Source organism: Streptomyces sp. CC0208 (assembly GCF_003443735.1).
Taxonomy (GTDB): domain Bacteria; phylum Actinomycetota; class Actinomycetes; order Streptomycetales; family Streptomycetaceae; genus Streptomyces; species Streptomyces sviceus.
This window is the reverse complement of record NZ_CP031969.1, coordinates 6,314,798-6,337,046: the sequence shown is the minus strand read 5'-3', so window position 1 is coordinate 6,337,046 and position 22,249 is coordinate 6,314,798. Positions and strand designations below refer to the sequence as shown.

The window sequence follows — 22,249 nt, the reverse complement described above, 5'->3', positions numbered from 1 at the left end:
GTCGGCACGTACTCGATCACATCCGGCATCAGCTCGGCGCCTCCCCTCCCGCGGCCCCGGGAGCCCGCCCGACCGGCGTCGCCGTGTCTCCTCAGCCGGGCAGCCGGTCGAAGCCGAACGGGGCGAGGACCTCGGGGCGGCGGCCGGTGCGGATGTACTCGGCGAGCCGGTGGCCGGTGGCAGGACCCAGGGTGACGCCGAGCATGCCGTGGCCGGTGGCTGCGAATACGTTCTCCCGGCCTGGCACACGGTCGATCACCGGGAGGCCGTCCGGCAGGAAGGGCCGGCCGCCGACCCAGGGGTCGCGGATCAGGCTCACCAGGTCGTCGGGGTCGTCGAACCAGCGGCCCAGGTAGTGGCGGCTGGCGAGCGCCACCGCGACGATCCGGCGCCAGTCGAGGCGGTTGTTGTTGCCGCTCAGCTCCATCGTGCCGCCGATCCGGGTGGTGGTGCCGATCGGTGAGGCGACGGCCCTGCGCTCGCCGAAGTACAGGGTGTGCCGGGGTGCCGGGTCCAGGTCCACCGCGAAGCTGTAGCCCTTGCCGGCCTGGAGGGGCAGCCGGTGTCCGAGCTCGCGCAGCAGCGCCGGGGACCGCATTCCGGCCGCCACGACGACGGCCGAGCAGGGGATCTCGCCCCGGTCGGTCCGGAGCGCGGTCACCCGCCCCGTCCCGGACCGGAATCCGGTGACCTCCGCGTTCTCGTGGACCTTCACCCCCGCGGCGGCGAGCGCCTCGCCGAGTCCGCGGGCGAACCCCTCCGGATCGACCACGCCCTCGCCCTCGACGAGGTAGGCGGCGCGCACCTTGGACGAGAGCGCGCTGTCCAGCAGACGGGCCTCGTCGCCCGTGGTGATGTCGGCGGGCATCGGATAGTGGCCCTCCGCCATCTCCCGCTGGATCGCGAGGTGATGACGGGCCTCGGCCTCCGACAGGAACGCGTGCACCATGCCGGGCCGGGTCAGGGTGGTGGCCACCCCGGCCTCGCTCAGCTCGTCGAAGAGGTCGAAGGTGTCGTGGTTCAGGTCGGCGATCGCCGCGTAGCCCCTCCGGAAGGCGGCCGGTGCGCTGCTGCGCCAGAACCGCCACAGCCAGCGCAGGAACGCCGGGTCGGGAAGGGGCCGCAGATAGAGCGGCGAGTCCGGACGGCCCAGGGAACGCAGGGCGTAGCGCAGCACGCCGGGGGACGGAACGGGCGTCGAGTGGCTGAGGCAGACCCAGCCCGCGTTGCCCCGGGACACCCCCGAACCCAGCCCGCGCCGCTCGACGACCTCCACCGGAAGTCCGGCCGCCGCCAGGTAGTACGCGGTGCACAGTCCTACGACACCGCCCCCGACGACCACCACGGGTCCGTCGCCGGTGAGCGCCGGCGTACCGGTCATGACGCGGTTCCGTACGACGCGAGGAACTCTTGGGTGCGGGCCTGGGAGGGGCTGTCGAGCACGTCCTCGGGCCTGCCCTCCTCCACGATCCGGCCGCCGTCGACGAAGACGACGTGGTCGGACACCTCGCGGGCGAACGGCAGTTCGTGGGTGACCAGCAGCATCGTCATCCCGTCCGCGGCGAGTTCGCGCATCACGCTCAGTACCTCCCGGGTCGCCTCGGGGTCCAGGGAGGACGTGGGCTCGTCGAAGAGCAGCAGCTCGGGCTTGAGGGCGAGGGCCCGCGCGATGGCGACGCGTTGCTGCTCGCCACCGGACAGCTGTTCGGGCCGGCCGAGGGCGCGGTGCGCGACGCCGACCCTGCGCAGCAACGTGACGGCACGCTCCAGCGCCTCCTGCTCCGGGATGCCCGCCTTGCGCTGGGCCAGGACGACGTTCTCCACGGCGGTCAGGTGCGGGAAGAGGTTGAACCGCTGGAAGACCATGCCGACGGTACGGCGCAGCCGGGGCAGGTCGCGGCAGACCGTGCGGCCGTCGCTGTGCACCACCTCTCCGGCGACCTCGATCGTGCCGCGGTCGGGCCGTTCCAGCAGGTTGACGCAGCGCATCAGGGTCGTCTTGCCGCCGCCGCTCTGTCCGATGACGCTGACGATCCGGCCGCGGTCGACCTCCAGATCCACCTGGTCGAGGACGAGGCGGCCGTCGAAGGACTTGCTCAGGCCGTTGATCCGTACGACTGCCTCTGTCGGTGTCCCAGACGTGGTCTGCGGGGTGGTGACCGACTCGGTCATACGGCACCTGCCTTCATGTCGGTCTCCACGGCCGGGGCGAGCAGGGCGCGGGCCGCCTTCAGGCGCCGGCGTCGCCACGGGGAGAGGGGGATGCCCGCCCGTACCTTGCGTTCGAGGAGCAGGAGCAGTTGGGAGAGCGGGTAGCACAGGGCGAAGTAGATGGCCGATATGACCAGGTACACCTCCAGGGCCCGGAAGGTGGCCGAGGTGATGAGCCGCCCCTCGGACATCAACTCGGCCGCCGAGACGGTGACCAGCAGCGAGGTGGACTTCAGCAGGTCGACCAGCATGGTGTTGGTGCCGGGCAGCGCCTGCCGTACGGCCTGCGGCAGGACGATGTGCCCGAAGATTCCCGCCCGGCCCAGGCCCAGCGCCTCCCCGGCCTCCGTCTGTCCGGCGTGCACCCCGCTGATCGCGGAGCGGAAGATCTCGGACAGGTAGGCGGCGTAGAAGACGACGAGGCTGAGGCAGCCGGCGGTGAAGACGTCGAGCCGGATGCCCGCCGAGGCCAGGCCGAAGTAGGTGAGGAAGATGATGGCGAGGAGGGGGACGTTCTTGAACACCTCGGTGTAGACGGCCGCGACGGCCCGCGCGGGCCACGCTCTGCTGAGCCGGAGCAGCGCCACCGCTAGACCGAGCAGGACCGCGCCGACGAAGCTCACGACCGTGTAGGAGACGGTGCGCCACAGGGCGTCGACGAGGTCGGGCCGGTAGTCGGACCAGGGAACCTGAAAGAGGCTGGACATGTCGTCCCCTCACTTCGCGATGGTCGGCGGGTTCCAGTCCTGCGGCCGGTCCACGCCCCGGCGCGCGGTGGCGACGTCGGGGGCCGGCTTCAGGAACTGCCCGGGGTCGCCGCCGTACTTCTCGACGAGCTTGGCCATCTCGCCGTTCGTGTACATGGCGTCGATCTGCGCGGAGATCGCCTGCTCCAGCTTGGTGGCCTTCTTGGGCAGGTAGAAGCCGGTCTGGTACGGCTGGAAGTAGGCGTACGCGGGCTTCGCCTTGACCTCGGCGGCGGTCGGCGGGGTCAGGTACTGGGTGCTGATCTTCAGCTCAGGACGTTCCTTCTGCGCCGCGATGATGAGGAGCGGGTCGAGGAAGCCGACGTCGATGCGGCCCGCGCCGAGGTCGTCGAAGACGCCGTTGGCGTCGGGGTAGGCGTGCAGCTTGGCGCCGGGGACGGACTGGATCGACTTGACCCAGACATAGCCCTCGACGGTGCCGAGGTTCAGATTCTCGAGGTCGTCGACGGTCTTGTACGTCTTGCCGTTGCGGACGGCCATCGCCGGGGGCGAGTAGTAGGGCGGGTCGGTGAACAGCCCCTGCTTCTGGCGGTCCGCGGACCAGGCGACACCGCCGACGGTGATGTCCACGCGGCGGGACTGCACCCCGGCGAGCATGCCGGCGAAGTCCGTCACCTGCGGTTTGACCTCCAGGCCGAGCTTCTTGGCCACGTAGTTCAGGATGTCGCCGTCCAGGCCGACGATCTTGTCGCCCTGGACGCTGGTGTAGGGGGCGTACGGCTCTACGGCCACCTTGATGACGCCGGGGGTGAGCGTGCCCAGCGCGGCGGTCTTCGCCGACACGTTCTTGGGGCCGTCGTCGTCACCGGAGCCGCAGGCGGCGGTCCCGAGGAGCAGGAGGGTGGCGGACAGAGAGACGGCAAGCGGACGCATACGGATCATCGGCATGGGCCTTCCGTAACGATGCTGAAGGATGCAGAGGGGAGCCCGCCGACTCACCGCGCTGTGCCCCCGGCGGGGATGTGAGGGGGATGGATCGGGGAGGTGATTGCGGATGCGATTGGGGCCATACGCTACGAACCGGCTCCGGTTACGTCACCGTGTACTTCGTACAGACTTGTGGCCGAATTCGATCGATCCGCTGTACGGTGCGTCCACCCGGGCCCGCCCGTCGACGGGAGAACCGCTCATGCTGAGCCCGTCACTCGCGCAGGAGATCGCCTCCGACACCACCGCCGTCATCGGCTTCAACGTGCTGATCACCGACGCGGGCGGCTTGGTGATCGGCAGCGGCGACAGCAGCCGGGTGGGCAGCTTCCACGAGGCGTCCGTCGAGGTCGTCCGCACCCAGGAACCCGCCACGCACAACGCGTCGCAGGCACAGCAACTGCGCGGAGTACGCCCGGGAGTCACCCTGCCCCTGGTCGCGAACGGAAAGGCCGTGGGCACGGTCGGGATCACCGGAACGCCCGCGCAGGTGCGCCGGTTCGGGCTGCTCGTCAAACGCCAGACGGAGATCCTGCTCAGGGAGTCCGTGATGCTGCGCTCCCGCCTGCTCGCCGAGCGGGCGGCGGAGAAACTGCTGTCCGACGTCGCGTCGTACGACCCGCAGGTCGTGGAGGGCGACTTCCTGCTGTTCCGGGCCGCCGAACTGGGCTTCGACCTACGGCTGCGGCGGGTCGCGGTCGCCATCGAGGTACGGGTCCCCGAAGCGGGCGCCCGCCGCCAGGGCGCACCCACCCGGGACATGGCACTGGTCCGTTCCGAACTGCTGCGCACGGTCCGCGAGGTCTTCGCCGACCCCCAGGACATCATCGCCTCCACGGCCCCGGGCTGGATCGGCGTACTGCGCAGACTCCCGGACCGGCGCCCGGTGACCTCCCTGCTGGACGACTGCCGGCGGACCACCGACGTCATCGCCGCGCAGGACGGTCTCGTCGCACGGGCCGGCATCGGCGAACCGGCCGCCTCGGTGAGCGGCCTCCACGACTCCTACCAGGACGCCTGCGACGCGCTCCGCCTCGGGGCACGCGTGGCCAGCGACTCCCCCGTCCACCTGATCACCGACCTGCGCGTCCACCAGGCCCTCACGACGGTGTCCCAGCCGGCCCGCAACCGTCTGATCGAACGCACCACCGCGAGCCTGCGCGGCCAGCCGGACTGGCCGGTCCTGCGCGACACCATCACGGCGTGGTGCGAGAGCGGATTCAACCTCGTCCGCGCCTCCGAGGCCCTGCACATCCACCGCAACACCGTCGTCTACCGGATGAACAAGATCGAGCAGGCGACCGGCCGACCACTGCGGGACCACCGGACCACGATGGCGTTGTATCTGGCCTGTCTGGCCGATCGGTTGGGCGGAGGGACGGGGGCCGACGACGGAGGCGAGTGAGTCTCCGGCCCGATCGCCCCGGTCAGCAGCGGCGCAGGAGGGCCGCCCGACCCCCGACTTGAACGCCGCTCTGGGCGACGCGGCATGGCCGGCAGGCCTGATCCGGAACTCGGACCAGGTCCTGATGGAGTGCTACGCCCCGTTGTTCTCCCCCGTAAAGAACAACGTCTGGGCCACGGACCTGATCGCCTACGACAATCTGACCAGCTACGTCTCCTTCAGCTACTGGGCCCAGCAGATGCTGACAAGCAGGCTGGGCGAGACGGTGCTGCCGGCAACGGCACGCGCGTTGCCGGGCTTGGCGACGGTGGCGACGCGCTCCGGGAAGCGGCTCTATCTCGCGGTGGTGAACTACGGGACGGAGAAGGTGGAGGTGCCGGTGAAGCTGCAGGGGTTGGCGAAGGGGGTCAAGAGGAGCGCGACGGTCACGGTCCTGGAACGCACATTGACCTGATACCTGCAACGCGTCAGCCCTGCTGGATGTCAGTGATCTCCACAGAGAGTTCCGTGCTCGCCGAAGGGGTGCTGATCAGAGACTTTCTGTAGCTGAGGCTGGTCTGGTTCGTCAGCTCGGCGGTCTGGATGACCGGCCCGGACTCGTCGCCGTGAATCTCGTAAGTGATCTCGTAGACGGCGTCCGGGTCGAGGACCCCACTACTGCCCAGGTAGGTGAGCTCCGGCTCCACGGTCACATTGCAACCCGCCGATCCGAAGCACTGCCGTGCGGTGGTGCGCAGGTCGATCGAGAAACTGTCGGCTTCGACCTCGCCGTACGTCGGTTCTTCGGCGGGGGTGACGAGATCCTCGTCCGGGATGCTCGACGCGGTGGTGGTGGGCGGCTTGTCGTCGTCATCGGGGGACCCCTTGGTGGCCCCCACGACGACGATGCCCGTGGTGACGATCGCGGCGATCACGATGGCGGCCGAGCCGATGATGATCGCGTTGGTGCGACGCTTTTTCGGCGGGATCGGCGGGATCGGCGGGACTGGCACCTCGGACGGCACGGGCGGGGGGAAGCCGGGCGGCGGAGGTGTGACGGGAGGTCGCGGAGCGCTCTCAGCCATCGTCAGTCCCACCCTCCCAGCAGGCCTGCACTGAGCTGCGCATTGCAGATGTTGTAGTCGCCGGCCGCGTGAGCCTTCTTCACCTTCCCGTCGACCGTGACGGAGCAGTGGATGTCCCCGGACCCCTGGAGCTGTGCAGTGACGTTGAAGTACAGGGCGTCATCGTCGAGGGGCAAGGTGGCCTCGAACTCGCCGTTCTTGAAAGCACCGTCGCGGTTGTCGGAGTCGGACCCGTAGGTGATGTCGAGTGGTCCGAGGGCGCCGGCGGGTGCGGTGCCCCACACCTTGAAGACGACGACCTTCTTGTCGGCCTTCGGCTCGCTGCCGACCTTCTTGTCACTGCTCCTGGAGAGGTCGGCCGCCGTGTCGCTCTTCGACGTCGAGCCGCTGGCCTTGGTGTCATCGGCGCTCTTGGAGTCGTTCGAGCCGGAGCCACTGCCCGCGACGGCGCCGATGAGGGCGATCAGAACGAAGAGCCCGACGAGACCGAGACAGCCCAGGCCGATGACCTTTCCCGCGCCGGCCTTCTTCGGTGGCGGCGCGAACGGCGGCTGCCCGAAGGGCTGTTGAGGGCCACCCGATCCTCAAACCAGATGGATTCATCTGATCGTGGTGAACTCCACGCAAATCGAACACCTTTGGCGTCCGGCAGGGAGGGTCCTGCCGCCGTAGCCGATGGCGAAGCCAGGTCGAATCTTGAGTAGCTTCACTCGAGCAAGTCGGCCGCAGACCGGATCATCGACCACCTCTTCGCGCGGTCCCGGACTAGTCCGTCGTCGCCGACCGTGACGGCCGGACGCAGAGACTGCTGGTCGACGATCACCACCGTCGGCGTGCGGTTGCAGGCGTACACTTCTGAGCAAATGGGTCTTAATTGTTCTATATGGGCAATTCAGGCAGAAGTGTCGTCAGAACTATCGGATCCGGCGTCCGATCTGCCCGGGAGGTCCGCAGCGAGTGGCCGTCGGCAGCCTTGGGAGCGCGGGCGGATCACACAGGCGCCAGGAGGAAGATTTCTCGATGACCCGGCGCGATGATCCGCGCACCGCGGCGGCCCGGGTGTTCGCCGAGGGCGGCGCGTTCGGCGAACTGCTGTCAGGGATCGACTGGAGGGCGACGCCGCTCGGGCCCCCCGTCTCCTGGCCAGGGCCCCTCGTGGACAGCCTGCGCCTCATGCTCACCTCTGAGCATGGGATGGCTCTGTACTGGGGGGCTGAATTCGCCACGCTGTACAACTCGGGCTCCACACCCATTGTCGGCGCCAAACACCCCTGGGCGCTCGGCAGGCCTTATAAGGAGGTGTTCCCCGAGGTCTGGGCCCACCCCGTGAGCTCCCACTTCCACTATGTGACCGACACCCGCAAGCCCCTGCTGGTCCCGGATGAGCTGCTCATCATGGAACGCCACGGCTTTTTGGAGCAGTGCTACTTCGACTCCGCCTTCCAGCCCGTGCTGCTGGATGACGGCACCGCCGGCGGCGTGCTGCAGATCCTCACCGAGACCACCGGCCGGGTACTGGGCGAGCGCCGACTGCGCCTGCTGAGCGAGACCGGCACGCGCACGGCCGGGCTGCCCACTCCGGGCGAGGTCGCCCGCGTGGTCGCCGAGGTGGCGGGCTCCTACCCCGAGGAGATCCCGTTTCTGGGCCTGTACCTGGCTTCCGAGCCAGGGATGCAGCGGCCGGCGGCCTCTACCGGGCTCCGGTCGGCGCCCGAGACCGTCTCACTGAATGCGGCCGACGGGCCGGAGGCGGCGGCCCGGCTGGTGCAGGTGGTCGCCGACGGTGTCCCGGCCACGCTGCCGGCCGCCGCGTTCACCGGCGGCAGCCTGGCCGGACGGCACGCCGCGGCCTCCCTGCTCCCGGTCGAGCAGGCGCTTGCCCTTCCGCTGCACAGCGCGGGCCGGGTGGAGGGCGTGCTGGTGGTGGGCGTCAACCCCTGCTTCCCCCCGGCCGGGGCCTACTACGACTTCCTGGAGGTGCTCGCCTCAGCTGTGGCCGGGGCGCTGTCGGCCGCGCTCGCGCACGAAGAGCAGCGCAGGCGGGCAGAGGCGCTGGCCGAGCTCGACCGGGCCAAGACCACCTTCTTCGCCAACGTCAGCCACGAGTTCCGCACCCCGCTCACCCTGCTCCTGGGCCCGCTCCAGCAGGCCCTGGCCGACGAGGACCGGCCCGAGCGGCGCGAGCAGCTGGAGCTGGCCGAGCGCGGCGCCCTGCGCCTGCTGAAGCAGGTCAACACCCTCCTGGACGTCGCCCGTGCCGAGGCCGGGCAGACGCGCCCCGCCCTCGAGCCGGTCGACCTCGCCGGTGCCACGGCCGAGCTGGCCGGGGTGTTCCGGTCCGCCTTCGAGGCGGCAGGGCTGACGCTGGAGGTGGACTGCCCGCCCCTGCCCAAGCCGGTCCTCCTGGACCGGGAGATGTGGGAGAAGATCATCCTCAACCTGCTCAGCAACGCCCTGAAGTTCACCTTCACCGGCGGCGCCCGGGTGCAGGTGGCCGCGGCCGGCGACCGGGCCAGGCTGACCGTGACCGACACCGGCACCGGCATCCCCTCGGACGAGCTGCCGCGCCTGTTCGAGCGCTTCCACAGGGTCCGCGGCGCCCGCTCCCGCTCCCACGAGGGCAGCGGCCTCGGCCTGGTGCTGGTCAAGGATCTGGTGGAAGCGCACGGCGGCACCGTCGGCGTGGACAGCCGCCTCGGCCAGGGCACCACCCTCACCGTGGACCTCCCCTTCGCCACCGCCCAGCGGCCCCGCCCTGCCCCGCCCGAGGCCGGCGCCGGATCCCCCGGGGAGATCCCCAGGGAAGGCGGAGGCGGGCCCGGCCGCACGGCGGCCTACGTGGACGAGGCGCTGGGCTGGCTGGCGGCCGACCCCGTCCCCGCCACGGCCACCTCCGTCCCCGCCGCGGCCACCTCAGCGGCACGCACCCCGCACGCCCCCGCGACCCACGGTGCCCTCCACGGCCCCAGCCCGCACGAAACCGACCGCCCCCACCGGGCCCGCCTGCTGGTCGTCGACGACAACGCCGACATGCGCGCCTACCTCACCCAGCTCCTGCAGCCCGACTACGACGTGCTGCTCGCCGCCGACGGCCGGGCCGCCCTGGAGATGGCCCTGGCGCAGCCGGTGGAGCTGGTGCTCAGCGACGTGATGATGCCCCGCATGGACGGCTTCGAGCTGGTCCGGGCGCTGCGCGCCGACCCGCGCACCGCCCGCCTGCCCATCGTCCTGCTCACCGCCCGCGCCGGCGAGGAGGAATCCGTGCAGGGTCGGCACGCCGGCGCCGACGACTACCTGGCCAAACCCTTCTCCGCGCGCCAGCTGCTGGCGCGTGTCCGCACCGGGTTGGAACTGTCCCGGCTGCGCGAACAGGCCCTGACCGAGACCCGCAACCAGCTGGCCGTGCTGGCCTCCCTGGCCGACGCGGGCCTGCGGCTGGCCGCCACCCTCGACCCGGACCAGATACTGCAGACCACCGGTCAGATCCTGCTGCCCGACTTCGCCGACCAGATCAGCATCCACCTCACCCCTGCGGCACCCGCCCCGGCGCAGTCGCCCCCGCCGTACATCGCCGGCACCCCCCTTCTTGCCCGCGAGGCCCTGGCCACCGCCGCCACCCGCGCGATCAGCGGCACCGCCCCGGCCCCAGTCGGCCCGCACCCGGCGCCCGCCGCCGTGCTGGCCCTGCCGCTGCGCGCCCACGACCAGACGCTGGGGGCCCTGGTACTGGTCCGGCACACCGGCGGCTATTCCGCGGTCGAACACAAGTATCTGGAGAACCTCGCCCACCGCCTGGCCCTGGCCTACGACAACGCCACCCGGTACCACAACGAGCGCCGCCTCGCCCTGACCCTGCAGCGCGCCCTGCTGCCCCACCGCCTGCCCCAGCTGCCCGGAGTGCGCCTGGCCACCCACTATCGGGCCAGCAACCGCGGCGCCGAGATCGGCGGCGACTGGTACGACGTTCTCGCCCTGCCCGACGGCGCCGTGGGGCTGGCCATCGGCGACGTCATGGGCCACGACGTGGAAGCCGCCACTCTGATGGGCCAACTCCGCTCCGCCCTGCACAGCCTCGCCCTGGAGGGCGCCGGCCCGGCCCAGGTGCTGACCAGGCTGGACGCCTACCTGCAGTCGCTCGCCACCGACCGCTTCGCCACCTGCCTCTACGCGGTCTACGACCCCCACCGCCACCGCCTGCGCTACGCCGCCAGCGGGCACCTGCCGCCCCTGCTGATAGCCGCCGACACCGCCTATCTGGAGCTGCCCCCGGCGCTGCCGCTGGGTCTGGGCAGCACCCCGGTCGACCGCGAGGTGGCGTTCCCGCCCGGCACCGGCCTGCTGCTGTACACCGACGGCCTGGTGGAGAACCGGGCGCTGTCCCTGGACGACGGCCTGGCGGCCCTGCGCCGGACCTGCGCCGCGCTGCCCGCCGCCGCCCGCTCCGACCCCCAGCGGATCACCGAAAGGGCCCTGGAACTGCTGAACACCCCCGACCGGGTCGACGACGACGCCGCCCTGCTCGCAGCCACCGCCGAACCATCACGCCGAACCGACGACCCGCAGACCGACAGAAGTGCCGTACAACCGACCACTACTGCTCGTAGTCGTTGCTGAGGAAGCTGCAGATTTGCTAATTCACTGCTACCGAACTGTCTTCATTAGCGTGACCGTGCGCCGGTTTTCCCCGAGTACCCGTCTGATCTGTACCTTTGAGGGCCGGATCGGCTGTGACCTGCTAGCGCGATGCGCATGAAGTCGCACTAGCGGCGTACCGAGAACCTCCTACGGCTCCGGGTCCGGCCGAGGCCGTGTACCCGCCGGGCTGCCCAGGCCCAGCCGTGTGAGGAACCGCTGCAGGGTGAAGGCCGCCATGCCGAGGGCCACGGCGTTGCCCGGGACCTGGGACGGCTCCACGGTGAGGCCCTGCAGGGAGCCCGGCATGACGTGGTCGGGGAGTTCGGCACGCACGGCGGGGACGAGCCACCGGGCCAGGGCCGTGGAGGTCCAGCCGGTGAGGGTGACGCTGGGGATGTTGAGCAGGTTCACCAGGTCGCCGAGGGCCGCCGCGAGGTAGCGCGACGTGCGCAGGGCCAGTTCCTTCAGCGCAGGGTCGCCCGCGTCGAGACCCAAGGCGACCGCCTCGACGAAGTCGCGCTGCCGTGACTGCGCGAGCGTGGGGTGGTCCGGGTCGATCTCGGCGAGCGTCGTGCGCAGACCGGGGGCGCCGAGGTACGCCTCCACACAGCCACGCCGGCCGCACCGGCACGGTCTGCCGTCCAGCCGGAGGAGCGTGTGGCCCCATTCCCCGGCGTTGTTGGTGGCGCCGCGCATCAGTGACCCGTCGATGGCGATGCCCGCGCCGACACCGGTGCCGAGGTTGACGACGGCCATGCTGTCGACGACCCGCCCGACACCGAACCACATCTCCGACAGGACGACCGCCTTGAGCGGGTTGTCGACGTACACGGGGACCGGGAGCACCTTCTCCAGCAGCTCCTCGATGCGCACGTCGTGCCAGTCCCAGTTCGGTGCGAAGACCGAGACACCGGCGTCGGGATGGACATGCCCAGGCATGCTGACCCCGACGCCGAGGATGCGCTTCTGCTGGACTCCCCCGTCCGCGACGGCCGCCTCGATCGCGCGGACGATTCCGTCGACGACGTACGAGGGGTCGTTCTCGTGCTCGTCGAGTGCGACCTCGCCATGCCCGAGCACGCCGAGTTCGAGGTCGTACACCGTGGCGTCGACGTAGGTCTCGGCCACGTCGACGCCGACGATGCGGCCGCGCTCGGGGTCGATGGTGAGCCGCTCCTGCGGCCGTCCACCGGTGTTGTTCTCCACGGTGGCGACGCGCAGGACACCTTCGGAGAGGAACTCTGTGACGATGGTCGCCACGGTCGCCGGGCTGAGTCCGGTGTGCCGGGCGAGCTCCTGCCGGGTGGAAGGCCCGAGTTCGAACAAAGCGTGCAGAACCTCGAAACGGTTCTCGCTCCGGAGATCCCGGGCCGTGCGCCGCGCCACCGCGCTCCCTCAGTCGTCTGGATACTCCAGCCGCAGTGTGCGGAGCTCCGGATTACCCGGTCCGGCGGTTCCCCGCACCAGCAGGGTGAGGCCGGACCAGCCTGGCGGTATCCATAGTATGTTCGAGTCTCCGCCGGAGAAGGCGGGCCTGTCGCCGGCCCAGACCCGGCCCAGGCACTCCCCCGCGGCCCATCCGGTCACGCGGATCTGCGTCCCGGCCGGCCGCACCGCGAAGCCCTTGTCGGACGGCGGCAGATGCGACAGATCGACGTCGAGCCACGCCTCCTCGCCCGGCTCCAGGGCCAGCGGCAGCCGGATGTCGTACCGCTCAGGGGCGGCGGGGTCGGCGGGGTCGGCCTCGGCAGCGAACCTCGTCAGTACGTCATCGTTCTGGACGGCGCAGGTCCAGTCCGTCACCGGTTCCAGGCCGAGCAGTTCGGCGCGCAGGCCCCCGCCGCTGGGGTGGTGCGGCAGCGTGACGGAGACCCGGTGGGTTCCGGCGGGGAGCAGGACCCAGGGATCCTCCCTGTGGACCGTGCGCGGTTCGCCGTCGTCCACGCTCACCCGCACCGGTTCGACGACGCCCCGCAGGTGCAGCGCCGACGCGGTGGCCGACCGGATCTCGCGGCGGTAGGTGACGGGGATGCCGACCCGGGTGCTGCTCCAGCCGCCGAGCCCGCGGAGGGGCGCGGGCAGACCCGCCCAGTGGCCGTGGACGGCCCACAGCGCCGACACGTCCGTCACGTCCCGGACCGTCCACAGCGAGCCGAGCCCACGCAGCGCGCCGAGTCGGAGGGCCGGCAGCCGCGCGTCGTCGAAGTTCGCGTGCCCCCAGATCTCCACGACGGCCTCGACGCCGACCCGGCCACCCGCTTCCCGGACGTCGACCCGCTGTGCCGCGCCGAACCCGGCGATCGTGGGATGCACCCGGCCGCCGACCGACAGGTCCACGATGTCTGCGGCGCCGACGAGCAGGAGTTCGTCGACTCCCGTCAGATCAAGGGTGGTTCGGTAGGTCCCACGCCCCCGATACACACCGAGTGCCTCCAGCGCGGGCGGCAGCTCATGGGCACCGGCCGGCTCCTCGTGGGCCCCGGCCGGCCGCCGCCGGACGTCCCGTACCTCGACAGACGGCGCCGCACTCGGCAGGGGTGACGCGTCGGCCAAGCGCACCGTTCCGTCGCGCTGCGTCGCCCGAAGTCGTACGGCGTCCCCCGGCGCCAGCGCGACAAGGGTCAGCCCCTCGACCGTCACCCGCTCGGGCACGCCGGCCGCCGGAGCCGGGATCTCGACCCGGTTGCCGCCGAGGACGACGGTGAGCGCAACCTCGGAGGAGAACGTCAGCACGCCGTCCGCCGCGGCCACCAGATCCGCGGAGGCCAGGGTGAGCGTCCCGTCATGGCCCCAGGGCCGCAGCGGCACGTCCGCCAGCATCAGCGGGCACGAGTCCGGGGCTACGGCGACCGGTACGCCGTTCACGATCGCCGTGCCCGGTGCCGTGCCTGCCGTGCCTGCCGTGCCTGCCGTGCCGAGATGCGGTACGGCGATGAGCTGCCCGCCTCCGTCGAGGTCCCGAGCCGAAGGTGAGGAGCTGGTCGGGAAGTCGGCGGTGACCGGCACGCGGGGCACGGACGAGCCGGCGAGTGCCAGCCGCGAGCCCAGAGTGTCGATCACGCGCGCGAGCAGCTGGGCCTGGGCGTACTCGGGGCGTTCGGCGCCGGTGGAGGAGACGTAGCCGCCGAAGTCGTAGCCGTGGCTCATGAAGTTGGCGGGGTCGCCCCAGTTCCCGGTGGACGGGGTGTACCCGAAGTTCCAGCCGGACGACTGGAGATAGGGCGCGATCAGCGAGGCGCCGCTCGCCAGGAGCCTCCGCAGTGTGCGGTGACGGCGGTTGGTCTCGGTGATGAGCAGGGGCAGGTCACGGTCGGCCAACACCTGTGCGTAGCGCCGGACTTCTGGCTCGATGTCCGGGGAGTCGTCATCCGGGTAGAAGTTGCACGCGGGGATGACTCCGGGGACGTCCCCGGTGGCTCCCTCGATGTCGCCCTGCCCGGAACAGGCGATGAGGGGCACGGTGATGCCGTGGCTCAGGGCCTGGTCGCGCAGGGCGGTCAGGTAACCGGCGCGGTCCTCGCAGTCGAAGAAGTCGAGCTCGTTCTCCAACTGCACCATGATGACGGGGCCGTTGGCCGGGTACTGGCGCTCGGCGAGCAACGGCAGCACCTGGTCGAACCATGCGGTGACCTGGGCGAGGAAGCGCGGCTCGTGCTGCCGTACACGGAGGTCGGGATCGAGACCCAGCCAGGCCGGCAGCGCGCCGCCGTCCCACTCGGAGCAGATGTACGGTCCGGGGCGGGCGATGACGTACAGTCCGGTCTCCTGCGCGAGGTCCAGGAAGGCGGCGACGTCGCGCCGGCCCTCGAAGGACCAGCGGCCGGGCGCCAACTCGTGGAAGTTCCACGGCAGGTAGACGTCCACGCAGGTGTATCCCGAGTCCCTGACCTGTTCGAGCCGGGCGCGCCACTGCTCCCGCGGCAGGCGGAAGTAGAACAGGGACGCGCACAGCACGACACGCTCGGTGCCCTCGATCCGGATGCCGCGCGCATCCAGGTCGACGCCGGTACCCGCGATGGTTGAGTGGCTCACTTGACTCCCGCGCTTCCGCCGCTGATGTCCATTTCGTACAGGTACCGCTGGCCCAGGTAGTAGACGGCGATCATCGGCAGGGTGAGCAGGATCGAGCCGACCATCACCAGGTTCCACGGCGGCGGCTGGCCCGCCACGGCCGTCGTGGTGATGTACTGCACGCCCAGCGCCAGCGGCATCTTGGAATCGTCGTTGAGGTAGATCAACGGCCCCATGAAATCACCCCAGTTGTAGGTCAGGGTGAAGATGCCGATCGCGATCAGCACGGGCCACAGCATCGGGAGCATGATGCGCCGGTAGATGCCGAAGAAGCCGAGCCCGTCGACCATGGCGGCCTCGTCGAGCTCGCTGGGCAGGCGGGAGACGAACTGCCGTACCAGGAAGACGTTGAAGGCGTTGGAGAAGAAGTTCGGCACGATCAGCGGGAGGTAGGTGTTCACCCAGCCCAGGTCCTTGAACAGGATGAACTGCGGGATCATCGTGATCTGTGTCGGGATCATCATCGTCGCGATGACGACGAGGAACATGACGTTCTTGCCGGGAGCCCGAAGACGCGCGAAGGCGTAGCCCACGAGTCCGCTCGACACCATCTGGCCGATCACCGAACCGAGCGCGATGATCAGGGAGTTGACGAGGAACCGGCCCATCGGCAGGTCGCCTTCGAAGACCTTGGTGAAGTTTCGCCACTCGAACTCGTGCGGGAAGATCGTGAACGCGTTGGTGGTCACGGTGTGGTCGGTCGACAAGGCGATCGACACGGCGAACACCAGCGGCACGGACAGCACCGCCGAGACGATAATCAGGGTCGCGTAGGTGAACGGGGTCGCCTTGAAGACACCGAGAACGCGACTCGTACCGCCCTCGGGCTCCTCGTCCTTGTCGGCCCCGCCGCCCTGTCGGGGTGCGACGGTGGGTGCGAGGGTCGCCATCACTTCACCTCGGTCTCGTAGAACACCCAGCGGCGGGTGGTGCGGAAGGCCAGCAGGGTGAACACCAGGATCACGGCGAACAGCAGCCACGAGATCGCCGAGGCATAGCCCATGTGGTAGTAGGAGAAGGCCTGGTCGAAGAGGTAAGGCACCATCGTCTGGCTGGCGTTGTAGGTGCCGGGCTGGGAGGCCTTCGGCATGAGGATGTACACCTGCGAGAAGACCTGGAAGGCCGCGATGAGTCCCATCACCAGGTTGAAGAAGATGACCGGGGTCAGCTGCGGGACCGTGATGGACCAGAACTGCCGCACCGGACCCGCGCCGTCGATCTCGGCGGCCTCGTACAGCTCGCGGGGGATGCCCTTCATGGCGGCGAGCAGCAGGACGGTCGCACTGCCGGCGCCCCACACCGACAGCAGGATCAGCGCGTACTTCACCCAGGACGGGTCCAGCAGCCACTGTGGTCCCTTGATCCCGACCCACCCGAGGACGTCGTTGAGCGGGCCGGACGGGGCGAGCACGACCCGGAAGGCCAGTGACGCGGCGACCAGGGGGACGAGTGTCGGCAGGTAGATGAGGGTGCGGAACAACTTGCGGGCCCGGACCTGCTTGTTGAGCAGATTGGCCAGCCACAGCCCCACGAGCAGCCCCAGCGGAACGGAGACCGCCGCGTAGAAGAGGGTGTTCCCGAGGGCCTTCCAGAAGATGGGATCGTCGGTCAGCAACTTGGTGTAGTTGTCCATACCGACCCATTTGGGCGGGGTGAAGGAGTCCCAGTCCGTCATCGAGAAGTAGATCGAGGAGATCATCGGTCCGAGCAGGAACGCGAGGAACCCGATCACCCACGGTGAGACGAAGACGTAGAACCAGAGCGCCTCACGGCGCCGCAACCTCGACATGGCCATGGGCGGTCATCCCGCGGACTTGATGATGGACTCGAGGTTCTTCTGGAGCGCGGTGAGCGCCTTCTTGGCGCTGCGTTCCTTGCCGAGCCAGAAGTCGGCCGTCGCGGTGTCGATGGCCGCGAGCATCTCGTTCCACTCGGGGATGAACGGCGCTTTGAAGAGGAACTCGCTGGACTCGGCGAACACCCCCATGTTCACGTCCGACTTCATCCAGGCGGGCTTGAGGAACGCCTCGCTCTTCTGCACCTCGAGGTTGGCCGGCACGTCCTCGGCGGCGGCGATGATCTGCTGCTGGGCCGCGGGCGAGGTGAGGAAGTCGATCGCCTTGAAGGCGTTGTCGGGGTTCTTCGCGGTACGGGAGATGGCGAGACCGCTGCCGAAGGAGGCCACGGCCTGCTTCTTGCCGCGCCACATCGGCGCGATGTCCCACTCGAACGTGGACTCCGCCTGGCCCGCGATGGCCCAGAACCCGGTGGCGTTGACCGCGACCGTGCCGGCCGCGAAGGCCTGGTCGCCGCCGACGTCCGTGCCCATGTCGGCGTACTGCGCCTTCGTCGGCACCACGCCGTGCTTGAAGGTCAGGTCACCGACCCACTGCAGCGCCTCGACGACCTCGTCGCTGTCCGCGGTCGGCTTCCCGTTGGCGTCGATGATGGCGCCACCGTTCTGGTACGCCATGCTCCACCACTGCGGCCACCAGCCGGCGCCGCCGTAGCCCCACGTCTTCCCCTTCTCCGTCAACTCCTTGAAGGCATCGAGGGTGTCGTCCCAGGTCCACTCGGCGGTAGGAGCCTTGATGCCCTTCTTCTCGAAGAGGGTCTTGTTGTAGTAGACGATCATCGCGCCGGACCGGTCCGGTATCGCGTAGAGCTTGTCCTCGTACGAGTAGAGCGACCCGATCGTCCCGAACCGCTGCGTCAGGTCCAGCCCCGCGCTCTTGGCGAGGTCGTCGAGCGGCCGGAGCTGGTTCTTGCTGGAGTAGACGTTGACGTTCTCGGCGACCTGCATGATGTCCGGGCCGTTGCCGCCCGCGATCATCGTCTGCACCTTCTGCGCGTACGACTCCGACGGGATCAGCTGGAGCTTGACCTTCAACTCGGGGTACTTCTTGACGAGCAGGTTGATGCGCTTCTGGTACGTCGCCCGGTCGGTCTCCCCACCCCACACGGTCATCACCAGCGGGCCGTCACTCGACCCCGCCCCGGACCCGCACGCCGTGAGCGTGATGATGCCCGCCGCGACTCCCAGCCCGAGAAAACCCCGACGCGAAAACTGCGCCCTGTCAAGCGTCATGGCACTGCCCTTCCTTGAAGCATGCACACGCCGTGGAGACGCCCGGGTGATCAGGTCGGGCTTCGAATGGTGGTTAAACTAACCGTCGTTTTAAGGCCGGGACAAGGGCTTGTTTCATGCGAGTTTCAACTGAGTCCGGGGGTAGCGCTCACGAATCCTCAGATAGGAGAGGTAGCGTCGGCCAAACATGACAAAGGGCGCTGACCGGCCATCAGGGCAGGTCAGGTGGCTTGGGGCAGGTGGGTCTGGCTGCACACCGGGTTCTGTCGGGCCTCCATCGCTGCCCCGGGTGCCCTGCATATACGTTGGGCCACCACGCACCGGAAGCGTCCACTACGGCACTCACGGCGTCACGAGAAGGAGAGCCTTCAACTCAGCGGCGTGCCAGGCTGTCGCCACCCTCCCGGGGCAGAATCCTCCGCGGCGATCTCCCGCCACAGCCGGGTTACGGCGGCGGCAAACGCTCCCAACGCCTTCGGGTGGGCCTCGCGCCAGGACTGAACACGCTGCACCCACGAGACCGCGTGCCCTGCCTCCGACCCGGCCTCCATGATCCGCAGGGTGCGCATGAACGGGCCGATCCACGCCGCGCCCCGCGTCGGCCAAGCGCAGCCGATCGAGCGAGACCTGCCGCCGTGGATGAGGATGTTGTCCGGGGCGAAGTCCGTGTGCCACGCGTCCTCCGCGAACAGCTCCACCTGTTCCTCGTCGACGTACTTTCCCCAGCGCTCCCCCGCCGTGTGCAGGTCCACATCATGTCCGTGTGCATCCCCGCCCTGAGGCACAACCGCCACTACCTCAGCCGAGATCCTCCAAGAGCAGGTCGAGGGCCGTCTCCTCGTGCTGGGCGATTCCCAATGCCTCCATGGTCGGGGCCAGTTCCGAGTCCCACACCGTCTCTGCCCGCGGTCCGCTGAGCAGTACTGCGGTGTGCCGTGGGCCTGGGCTCGGGTCACGAGGTACTCGTAGTCCTCTGTCCTCATACGCCACGGCTCCGCGCCGTACCGCTCCACGACACGGTTGGCCAGCATGATCCCCGGCCCGTCGAAATCGCCGTGATACACGAAGGCGCATCCGGCGGAAGCCAGTGCGTCGAGCAGAGTGAGGACGACTGTTGTCGCGCTGCCCGAGGTGCAGATCAACGGTTCGCCGCAACCGGCGTCGGCGGCGGCCTCGACGACTCGTGGATTCTCACAGACGTGGATACGGGTGCGGTAGGGCAACTCCATTCGCAGAGCTCGTAGTTCACGCAGCGTGAGATGGGTCTCCAGGCAGTGGTCCGCACGTTCTCGCAGGGTTCTCTCGCCTCAGGTCGGCCTTACCGCGCCCCGCTGACAGGCAGAATCCCGATTTCACGGCTGCACCGGACAGGACGTGTCCGTGTTCTGCGGTGCGGCATGACCGCCGCCGACGCCGAGACGGTGCTGCTGCCGAGAACAGTTCTGCATGGGTCAGAGGGCTTCCAGGTGCTGCTGCGCGAGGGCAGTGGTCGTCGGCGTCGATACGGGTGCCACGCAGGCTGAACGCAGCCTTGTCCACGACGTGCAGGGTTCGTGCGCTGCTTGTCGCGGGAAAGTTGGCCGAATCCCGCTACCCCGGCGCCTCACATGCCACCAAAACCTCGGCTCCCACAGCACAACTGTGGGATAACGTTGACTCGCGCCACAGCCCTCTCCGGAGGGCAATACGCGATGCGGGCCTACGAGCGCGATTTCCTTCGCCTCGGTCGGACGGATTCGGGACGTTCCCGGCTGGGAGCCCTCCCTGCCATCCGACCGCGCATAAGGAGAAGCTCTCGGATGAGCCCCGTCGAGTACAAGCCTGAACGCCCCCGCAACTGGATCCGCGACATCCTCGTCGGTGTCGCCGCGAGCCTCGGCTCGGACCTGGTGCGGGCCCTCGTCCAGGCAGCGGTGCACCTCCTCGGCTGACCGGGGAGCGGGGCGGGCCTCCGGGTCCGCCCCTTCGCAAGCTGTCATTGCGGCCCGACGGGCTTCCTCCCCAGGACACGCCCCCACCCGCGCGAGTTCTGTCGTGCCTGTGGGGGAAGTACCTTTGCTGCTCCGGAAGTCGGTCGCCGAGCTGCGCCCGCTCATCGTTCCTGTCGGCGCCGAGCACCTGCCGCTCACCCAGCAACTGATCCACGAATACGTTCAGACCCACCCCAACAAGAAGCAGCCGGGGAACGGTCTGGTCGCGTCCTGGGACCACAGCCTCCCCGATGTCATCGAGGCGCTTCTCGCCCGGAACCTCGACAACGTCGAGGTCCTCATCGAATACGCGACCCCCGGCATGGCCGGCGAAGCCGACGCGATCCTCGCGGGACAGCATCCGACGACCCAGGACCTGTCCTATGTCGTCGTTGAACTCAAACAATGGCGCAAGGCGGTGGTGTCCCCCACCAATCCCATCGCTGTGGACGCCGGGTACGGCAAGCCGAAACTCCATCCAGTACGCCAGGTCCAGCGCTACTGCGAGTACCTCATCCAGCACCTCGCACCCTTGCACGGTCACCCCGACCGCATCGCCGGAGTCGCGTTGCTGCACAACGCCAGGCATGAGGTCGCCGCTCTCTTCGACCTGCCCCGCAGCGCCCACGGCCGCCTGTACACCAGAGACCAACTTGGCGACTTCGAGGCGTTTCTCGCCTCGCGTCTGGATCCGGGCGTCTCCGGCGCAAGGGCTGCGGACGTCTTGTGCCGGGCGACGCAGTACGAGGCGCCGTCGTCGAGCGAGGCATTCAGCAGGGTGGGTAGCCCGCATCCGGTCTTCGCCCTTCAGAAAGAGCAGGAGATTGCCTTCCAGGAGGTGTACGAGAAGGTCCGCGCGGGCGGAGCCAAGAGCGGCCGCAAGAAAGTCGTCATCATCCAGGGCGGCCCTGGCAGCGGCAAGACGGCTGTCGCCGTCGAGTTGCTGCGCACCCTTCGACAGGAAGGGCACGAGGTCGTGCATGCGAGCGGTTCCCGTTCCTTCACCCGGAACCTGCGCCGAGCCGCCGTGGATGCGGCACCGCGGGGCACGAAGGGCGCCGTCGAGAAGCAGGCGGTCAGGGACTACCGCTTCTTCCAACAGTTCGGCCAGCTGCCCGAGAACTCCCTCGATGTCCTCATCGCTGACGAAGCCCATCGCGTACGGATCAAGTCCGATGGACGCGACGTACCTAAGTGGGTCAAGGAACGCGGGCTTGCCCAGGCGGACGAGCTGATCCTGGCCGCCGAGGTGCCGGTGTTCCTGCTCGACGACTGGCAGTCTCTGCGGCCGGACGAGGTCGGCTCGGTGGCCTATCTCATCGAACGGGCCGAGGCGCGAGGGTGCGACTACGAAGTCTTCGAACTGCCCGGTATGTTCCGGGCCGAGGGCAGCGCCGCGTTCCGCGACTGGGTGACGAAGCTGCTGAGTCTCAATCCGACAACCGCGTCCCCATGGATACCTGACGGTCGTTTCGACGTTCGTCTGGCGGAGAGCCCCGAGGAGATGGAGACCTTTCTCGAGGAACGCATCCGCAAGGACAATGCACAGGCGCGGATGACCGCCGGGTTCTGCTGGGAATGGAAGAAACCCAACAACGGCGAACTTCTCCTCGAAGTACGCGTCGGCGATTGGCATCGCCCATGGAACGCGAAGGACGGGGTGCGGCTCGAGGACGTACCCGAGACAAGTCAATGGGCCACCGATCCACGCGGCTTCGGGCAGATCGGCTGCATCTTTACGGCGCAGAACTTCGAGTTCGACTGGAGCGGCGTCATCATCGGCCCGGACCTCTTCTGGCAGGACGGACAGTTCCGGGTGGACCGGACCAAGACCCATGATGGCAAGCTCAAGCAGGCAAAGGTGAGCGACCAGGAAGTGAACCGCCTGGTGCGACACGCCTACCACGTGCTGCTCACCCGTGCCCGCAAAGGCATTGTCATCTACGCCGAGGACACGGACACACGCCACGCTCTCCGGGAACTGATCTCCGGGACAGTCGCGGACTCCCCGTTGGCCAAGCCCGCGAGGAAGAAGCTTCCGCCGCAGGTCACCAAGGCGGAGCAGACCGTCGCGCAGCAGCTCGCGATAGAGTTCGACTAATCGTCATTGC

19 protein-coding genes and 1 pseudogene are annotated in these 22,249 nt (G+C 69.1%); 6 read left to right on the top strand and 14 right to left on the bottom strand.

The window, feature by feature from the left end; genetic code table 11:
• Positions 1-91: 91 nt before the first annotated feature.
• The 4 genes from D1369_RS29115 to D1369_RS29100 are packed head-to-tail and all read right to left on the bottom strand — an operon-like array spanning position 92 to position 3,866.
• Positions 92-1,381: an FAD-dependent oxidoreductase gene (locus tag D1369_RS29115; protein ID WP_118082688.1), complete on the bottom strand. Its 1,290-nt coding sequence runs from the start codon at positions 1,379-1,381 to the stop codon at positions 92-94.
• On the bottom strand, positions 1,378-2,172 hold the full coding sequence (locus D1369_RS29110; RefSeq protein WP_007381616.1) for an amino acid ABC transporter ATP-binding protein: 795 nt from the start codon (positions 2,170-2,172) through the stop codon (positions 1,378-1,380). Before D1369_RS29110 ends, D1369_RS29115 begins: the two co-directional genes overlap by 4 nt.
• On the bottom strand, positions 2,169-2,918 hold the full coding sequence (locus D1369_RS29105; protein ID WP_007381617.1) for an amino acid ABC transporter permease: 750 nt from the start codon (positions 2,916-2,918) through the stop codon (positions 2,169-2,171). Before D1369_RS29105 ends, D1369_RS29110 begins: the two co-directional genes overlap by 4 nt.
• 9 nt (positions 2,919-2,927) lie before the next feature.
• Positions 2,928-3,866, bottom strand: a complete 939-nt coding sequence (locus D1369_RS29100; RefSeq protein ID WP_237557618.1) for a transporter substrate-binding domain-containing protein — start codon at positions 3,864-3,866, stop codon at positions 2,928-2,930.
• 241 nt (positions 3,867-4,107) lie between these two features.
• Here D1369_RS29100 and D1369_RS29095 point away from each other — a divergent pair, with 241 nt between their 5' ends.
• Together D1369_RS29095 and D1369_RS29090 are read left to right on the top strand one after the other, a co-directional pair.
• Positions 4,108-5,310, top strand: coding sequence for a sugar diacid recognition domain-containing protein (locus D1369_RS29095; protein ID WP_007381619.1), 1,203 nt, complete (start codon positions 4,108-4,110; stop codon positions 5,308-5,310).
• A gap of 58 nt (positions 5,311-5,368) precedes the next feature.
• Positions 5,369-5,764 carry an alpha-L-arabinofuranosidase C-terminal domain-containing protein gene (locus tag D1369_RS29090; protein ID WP_007381620.1) on the top strand — a complete coding sequence of 132 codons (396 nt, stop codon included), beginning with the start codon at positions 5,369-5,371 and terminating at the stop codon, positions 5,762-5,764.
• Between the two features lie 13 nt (positions 5,765-5,777).
• On the opposite strand, the gene D1369_RS29085 is transcribed toward D1369_RS29090, so the two are convergent.
• Together D1369_RS29085 and D1369_RS44085 are read right to left on the bottom strand one after the other, a co-directional pair.
• Positions 5,778-6,374, bottom strand: a complete 597-nt coding sequence (locus tag D1369_RS29085) for a hypothetical protein (protein WP_037899788.1) — start codon at positions 6,372-6,374, stop codon at positions 5,778-5,780.
• A 2-nt stretch (positions 6,375-6,376) separates the two neighbouring features.
• Positions 6,377-6,658, bottom strand: coding sequence for a hypothetical protein (locus D1369_RS44085; RefSeq protein ID WP_007381622.1), 282 nt, complete (start codon positions 6,656-6,658; stop codon positions 6,377-6,379).
• A 1-nt stretch (position 6,659) separates the two neighbouring features.
• Between D1369_RS44085 and D1369_RS44080 the strand changes: the two genes are divergently transcribed.
• A complete protein-coding gene (locus D1369_RS44080) occupies positions 6,660-6,944 on the top strand; it encodes a hypothetical protein (RefSeq protein WP_037899791.1) in 285 nt (94 codons plus the stop codon).
• 450 nt (positions 6,945-7,394) lie between these two features.
• A complete protein-coding gene (locus D1369_RS44595) occupies positions 7,395-10,988 on the top strand; it encodes a SpoIIE family protein phosphatase (RefSeq protein WP_118082686.1) in 3,594 nt (1,197 codons plus the stop codon).
• 168 nt (positions 10,989-11,156) lie between these two features.
• Here the strand turns inward: D1369_RS44595 and D1369_RS29065 are convergent, their stop codons facing one another.
• The 8 genes and pseudogenes from D1369_RS29065 to D1369_RS44585 all read right to left on the bottom strand — a co-directional run.
• A complete protein-coding gene (locus D1369_RS29065; RefSeq protein ID WP_007381625.1) occupies positions 11,157-12,395 on the bottom strand; it encodes an ROK family transcriptional regulator in 1,239 nt (412 codons plus the stop codon).
• 9 nt (positions 12,396-12,404) lie between these two features.
• A complete protein-coding gene (locus D1369_RS29060; RefSeq protein WP_037899794.1) occupies positions 12,405-15,041 on the bottom strand; it encodes a beta-galactosidase in 2,637 nt (878 codons plus the stop codon).
• Positions 15,038-15,970: a carbohydrate ABC transporter permease gene (locus D1369_RS29055; protein ID WP_007381627.1), complete on the bottom strand. Its 933-nt coding sequence runs from the start codon at positions 15,968-15,970 to the stop codon at positions 15,038-15,040. Before D1369_RS29055 ends, D1369_RS29060 begins: the two co-directional genes overlap by 4 nt.
• On the bottom strand, positions 15,970-16,875 hold the full coding sequence (locus D1369_RS29050) for a sugar ABC transporter permease (RefSeq protein WP_007381628.1): 906 nt from the start codon (positions 16,873-16,875) through the stop codon (positions 15,970-15,972). Before D1369_RS29050 ends, D1369_RS29055 begins: the two co-directional genes overlap by 1 nt.
• 6 nt (positions 16,876-16,881) lie before the next feature.
• On the bottom strand, positions 16,882-18,168 hold the full coding sequence (locus tag D1369_RS29045) for a sugar ABC transporter substrate-binding protein (RefSeq protein WP_037899796.1): 1,287 nt from the start codon (positions 18,166-18,168) through the stop codon (positions 16,882-16,884).
• Positions 18,169-18,536: 368 nt separating this feature from the next.
• On the bottom strand, positions 18,537-18,920 hold the full coding sequence (locus D1369_RS29040; protein ID WP_050789692.1) for a hypothetical protein: 384 nt from the start codon (positions 18,918-18,920) through the stop codon (positions 18,537-18,539).
• 46 nt (positions 18,921-18,966) lie between these two features.
• On the bottom strand, positions 18,967-19,062 hold the full coding sequence (locus tag D1369_RS44590; RefSeq protein ID WP_276147342.1) for a DUF2399 domain-containing protein: 96 nt from the start codon (positions 19,060-19,062) through the stop codon (positions 18,967-18,969).
• A gap of 95 nt (positions 19,063-19,157) precedes the next feature.
• Positions 19,158-19,397, bottom strand: a pseudogene (locus D1369_RS44585) (DUF2399 domain-containing protein); the annotation flags it as partial.
• 570 nt (positions 19,398-19,967) lie between these two features.
• Between D1369_RS44585 and D1369_RS44060 the strand changes: the two are divergent.
• Positions 19,968-20,099, top strand: a complete 132-nt coding sequence (locus D1369_RS44060) for a DUF6408 family protein (RefSeq protein WP_237557619.1) — start codon at positions 19,968-19,970, stop codon at positions 20,097-20,099.
• 124 nt (positions 20,100-20,223) lie between these two features.
• Entirely contained in the window at positions 20,224-22,239 is a 2,016-nt protein-coding gene (locus tag D1369_RS29030; protein ID WP_007381633.1) for a DUF2075 domain-containing protein, read from the top strand.
• Positions 22,240-22,249 lie beyond the last annotated feature (10 nt).

Coding starts and splice junctions, on each gene's coding strand:
- D1369_RS44060 (WP_237557619.1), top strand. CDS start 19,968: ATGAGCCCCGTCGAGTACAAGCCTGAACGCCCCCGCAACTGGATCCGC.
- D1369_RS29045 (WP_037899796.1), bottom strand. CDS start 18,168: ATGACGCTTGACAGGGCGCAGTTTTCGCGTCGGGGTTTTCTCGGGCTG.
- D1369_RS29050 (WP_007381628.1), bottom strand. CDS start 16,875: ATGGCCATGTCGAGGTTGCGGCGCCGTGAGGCGCTCTGGTTCTACGTC.
- D1369_RS29055 (WP_007381627.1), bottom strand. CDS start 15,970: ATGGCGACCCTCGCACCCACCGTCGCACCCCGACAGGGCGGCGGGGCC.
- D1369_RS29105 (WP_007381617.1), bottom strand. CDS start 2,918: ATGTCCAGCCTCTTTCAGGTTCCCTGGTCCGACTACCGGCCCGACCTC.
- D1369_RS29085 (WP_037899788.1), bottom strand. CDS start 6,374: ATGGCTGAGAGCGCTCCGCGACCTCCCGTCACACCTCCGCCGCCCGGC.
- D1369_RS29115 (WP_118082688.1), bottom strand. CDS start 1,381: ATGACCGGTACGCCGGCGCTCACCGGCGACGGACCCGTGGTGGTCGTC.
- D1369_RS29110 (WP_007381616.1), bottom strand. CDS start 2,172: ATGACCGAGTCGGTCACCACCCCGCAGACCACGTCTGGGACACCGACA.
- D1369_RS44595 (WP_118082686.1), top strand. CDS start 7,395: ATGACCCGGCGCGATGATCCGCGCACCGCGGCGGCCCGGGTGTTCGCC.
- D1369_RS29100 (WP_237557618.1), bottom strand. CDS start 3,866: ATGCCGATGATCCGTATGCGTCCGCTTGCCGTCTCTCTGTCCGCCACC.
- D1369_RS29095 (WP_007381619.1), top strand. CDS start 4,108: ATGCTGAGCCCGTCACTCGCGCAGGAGATCGCCTCCGACACCACCGCC.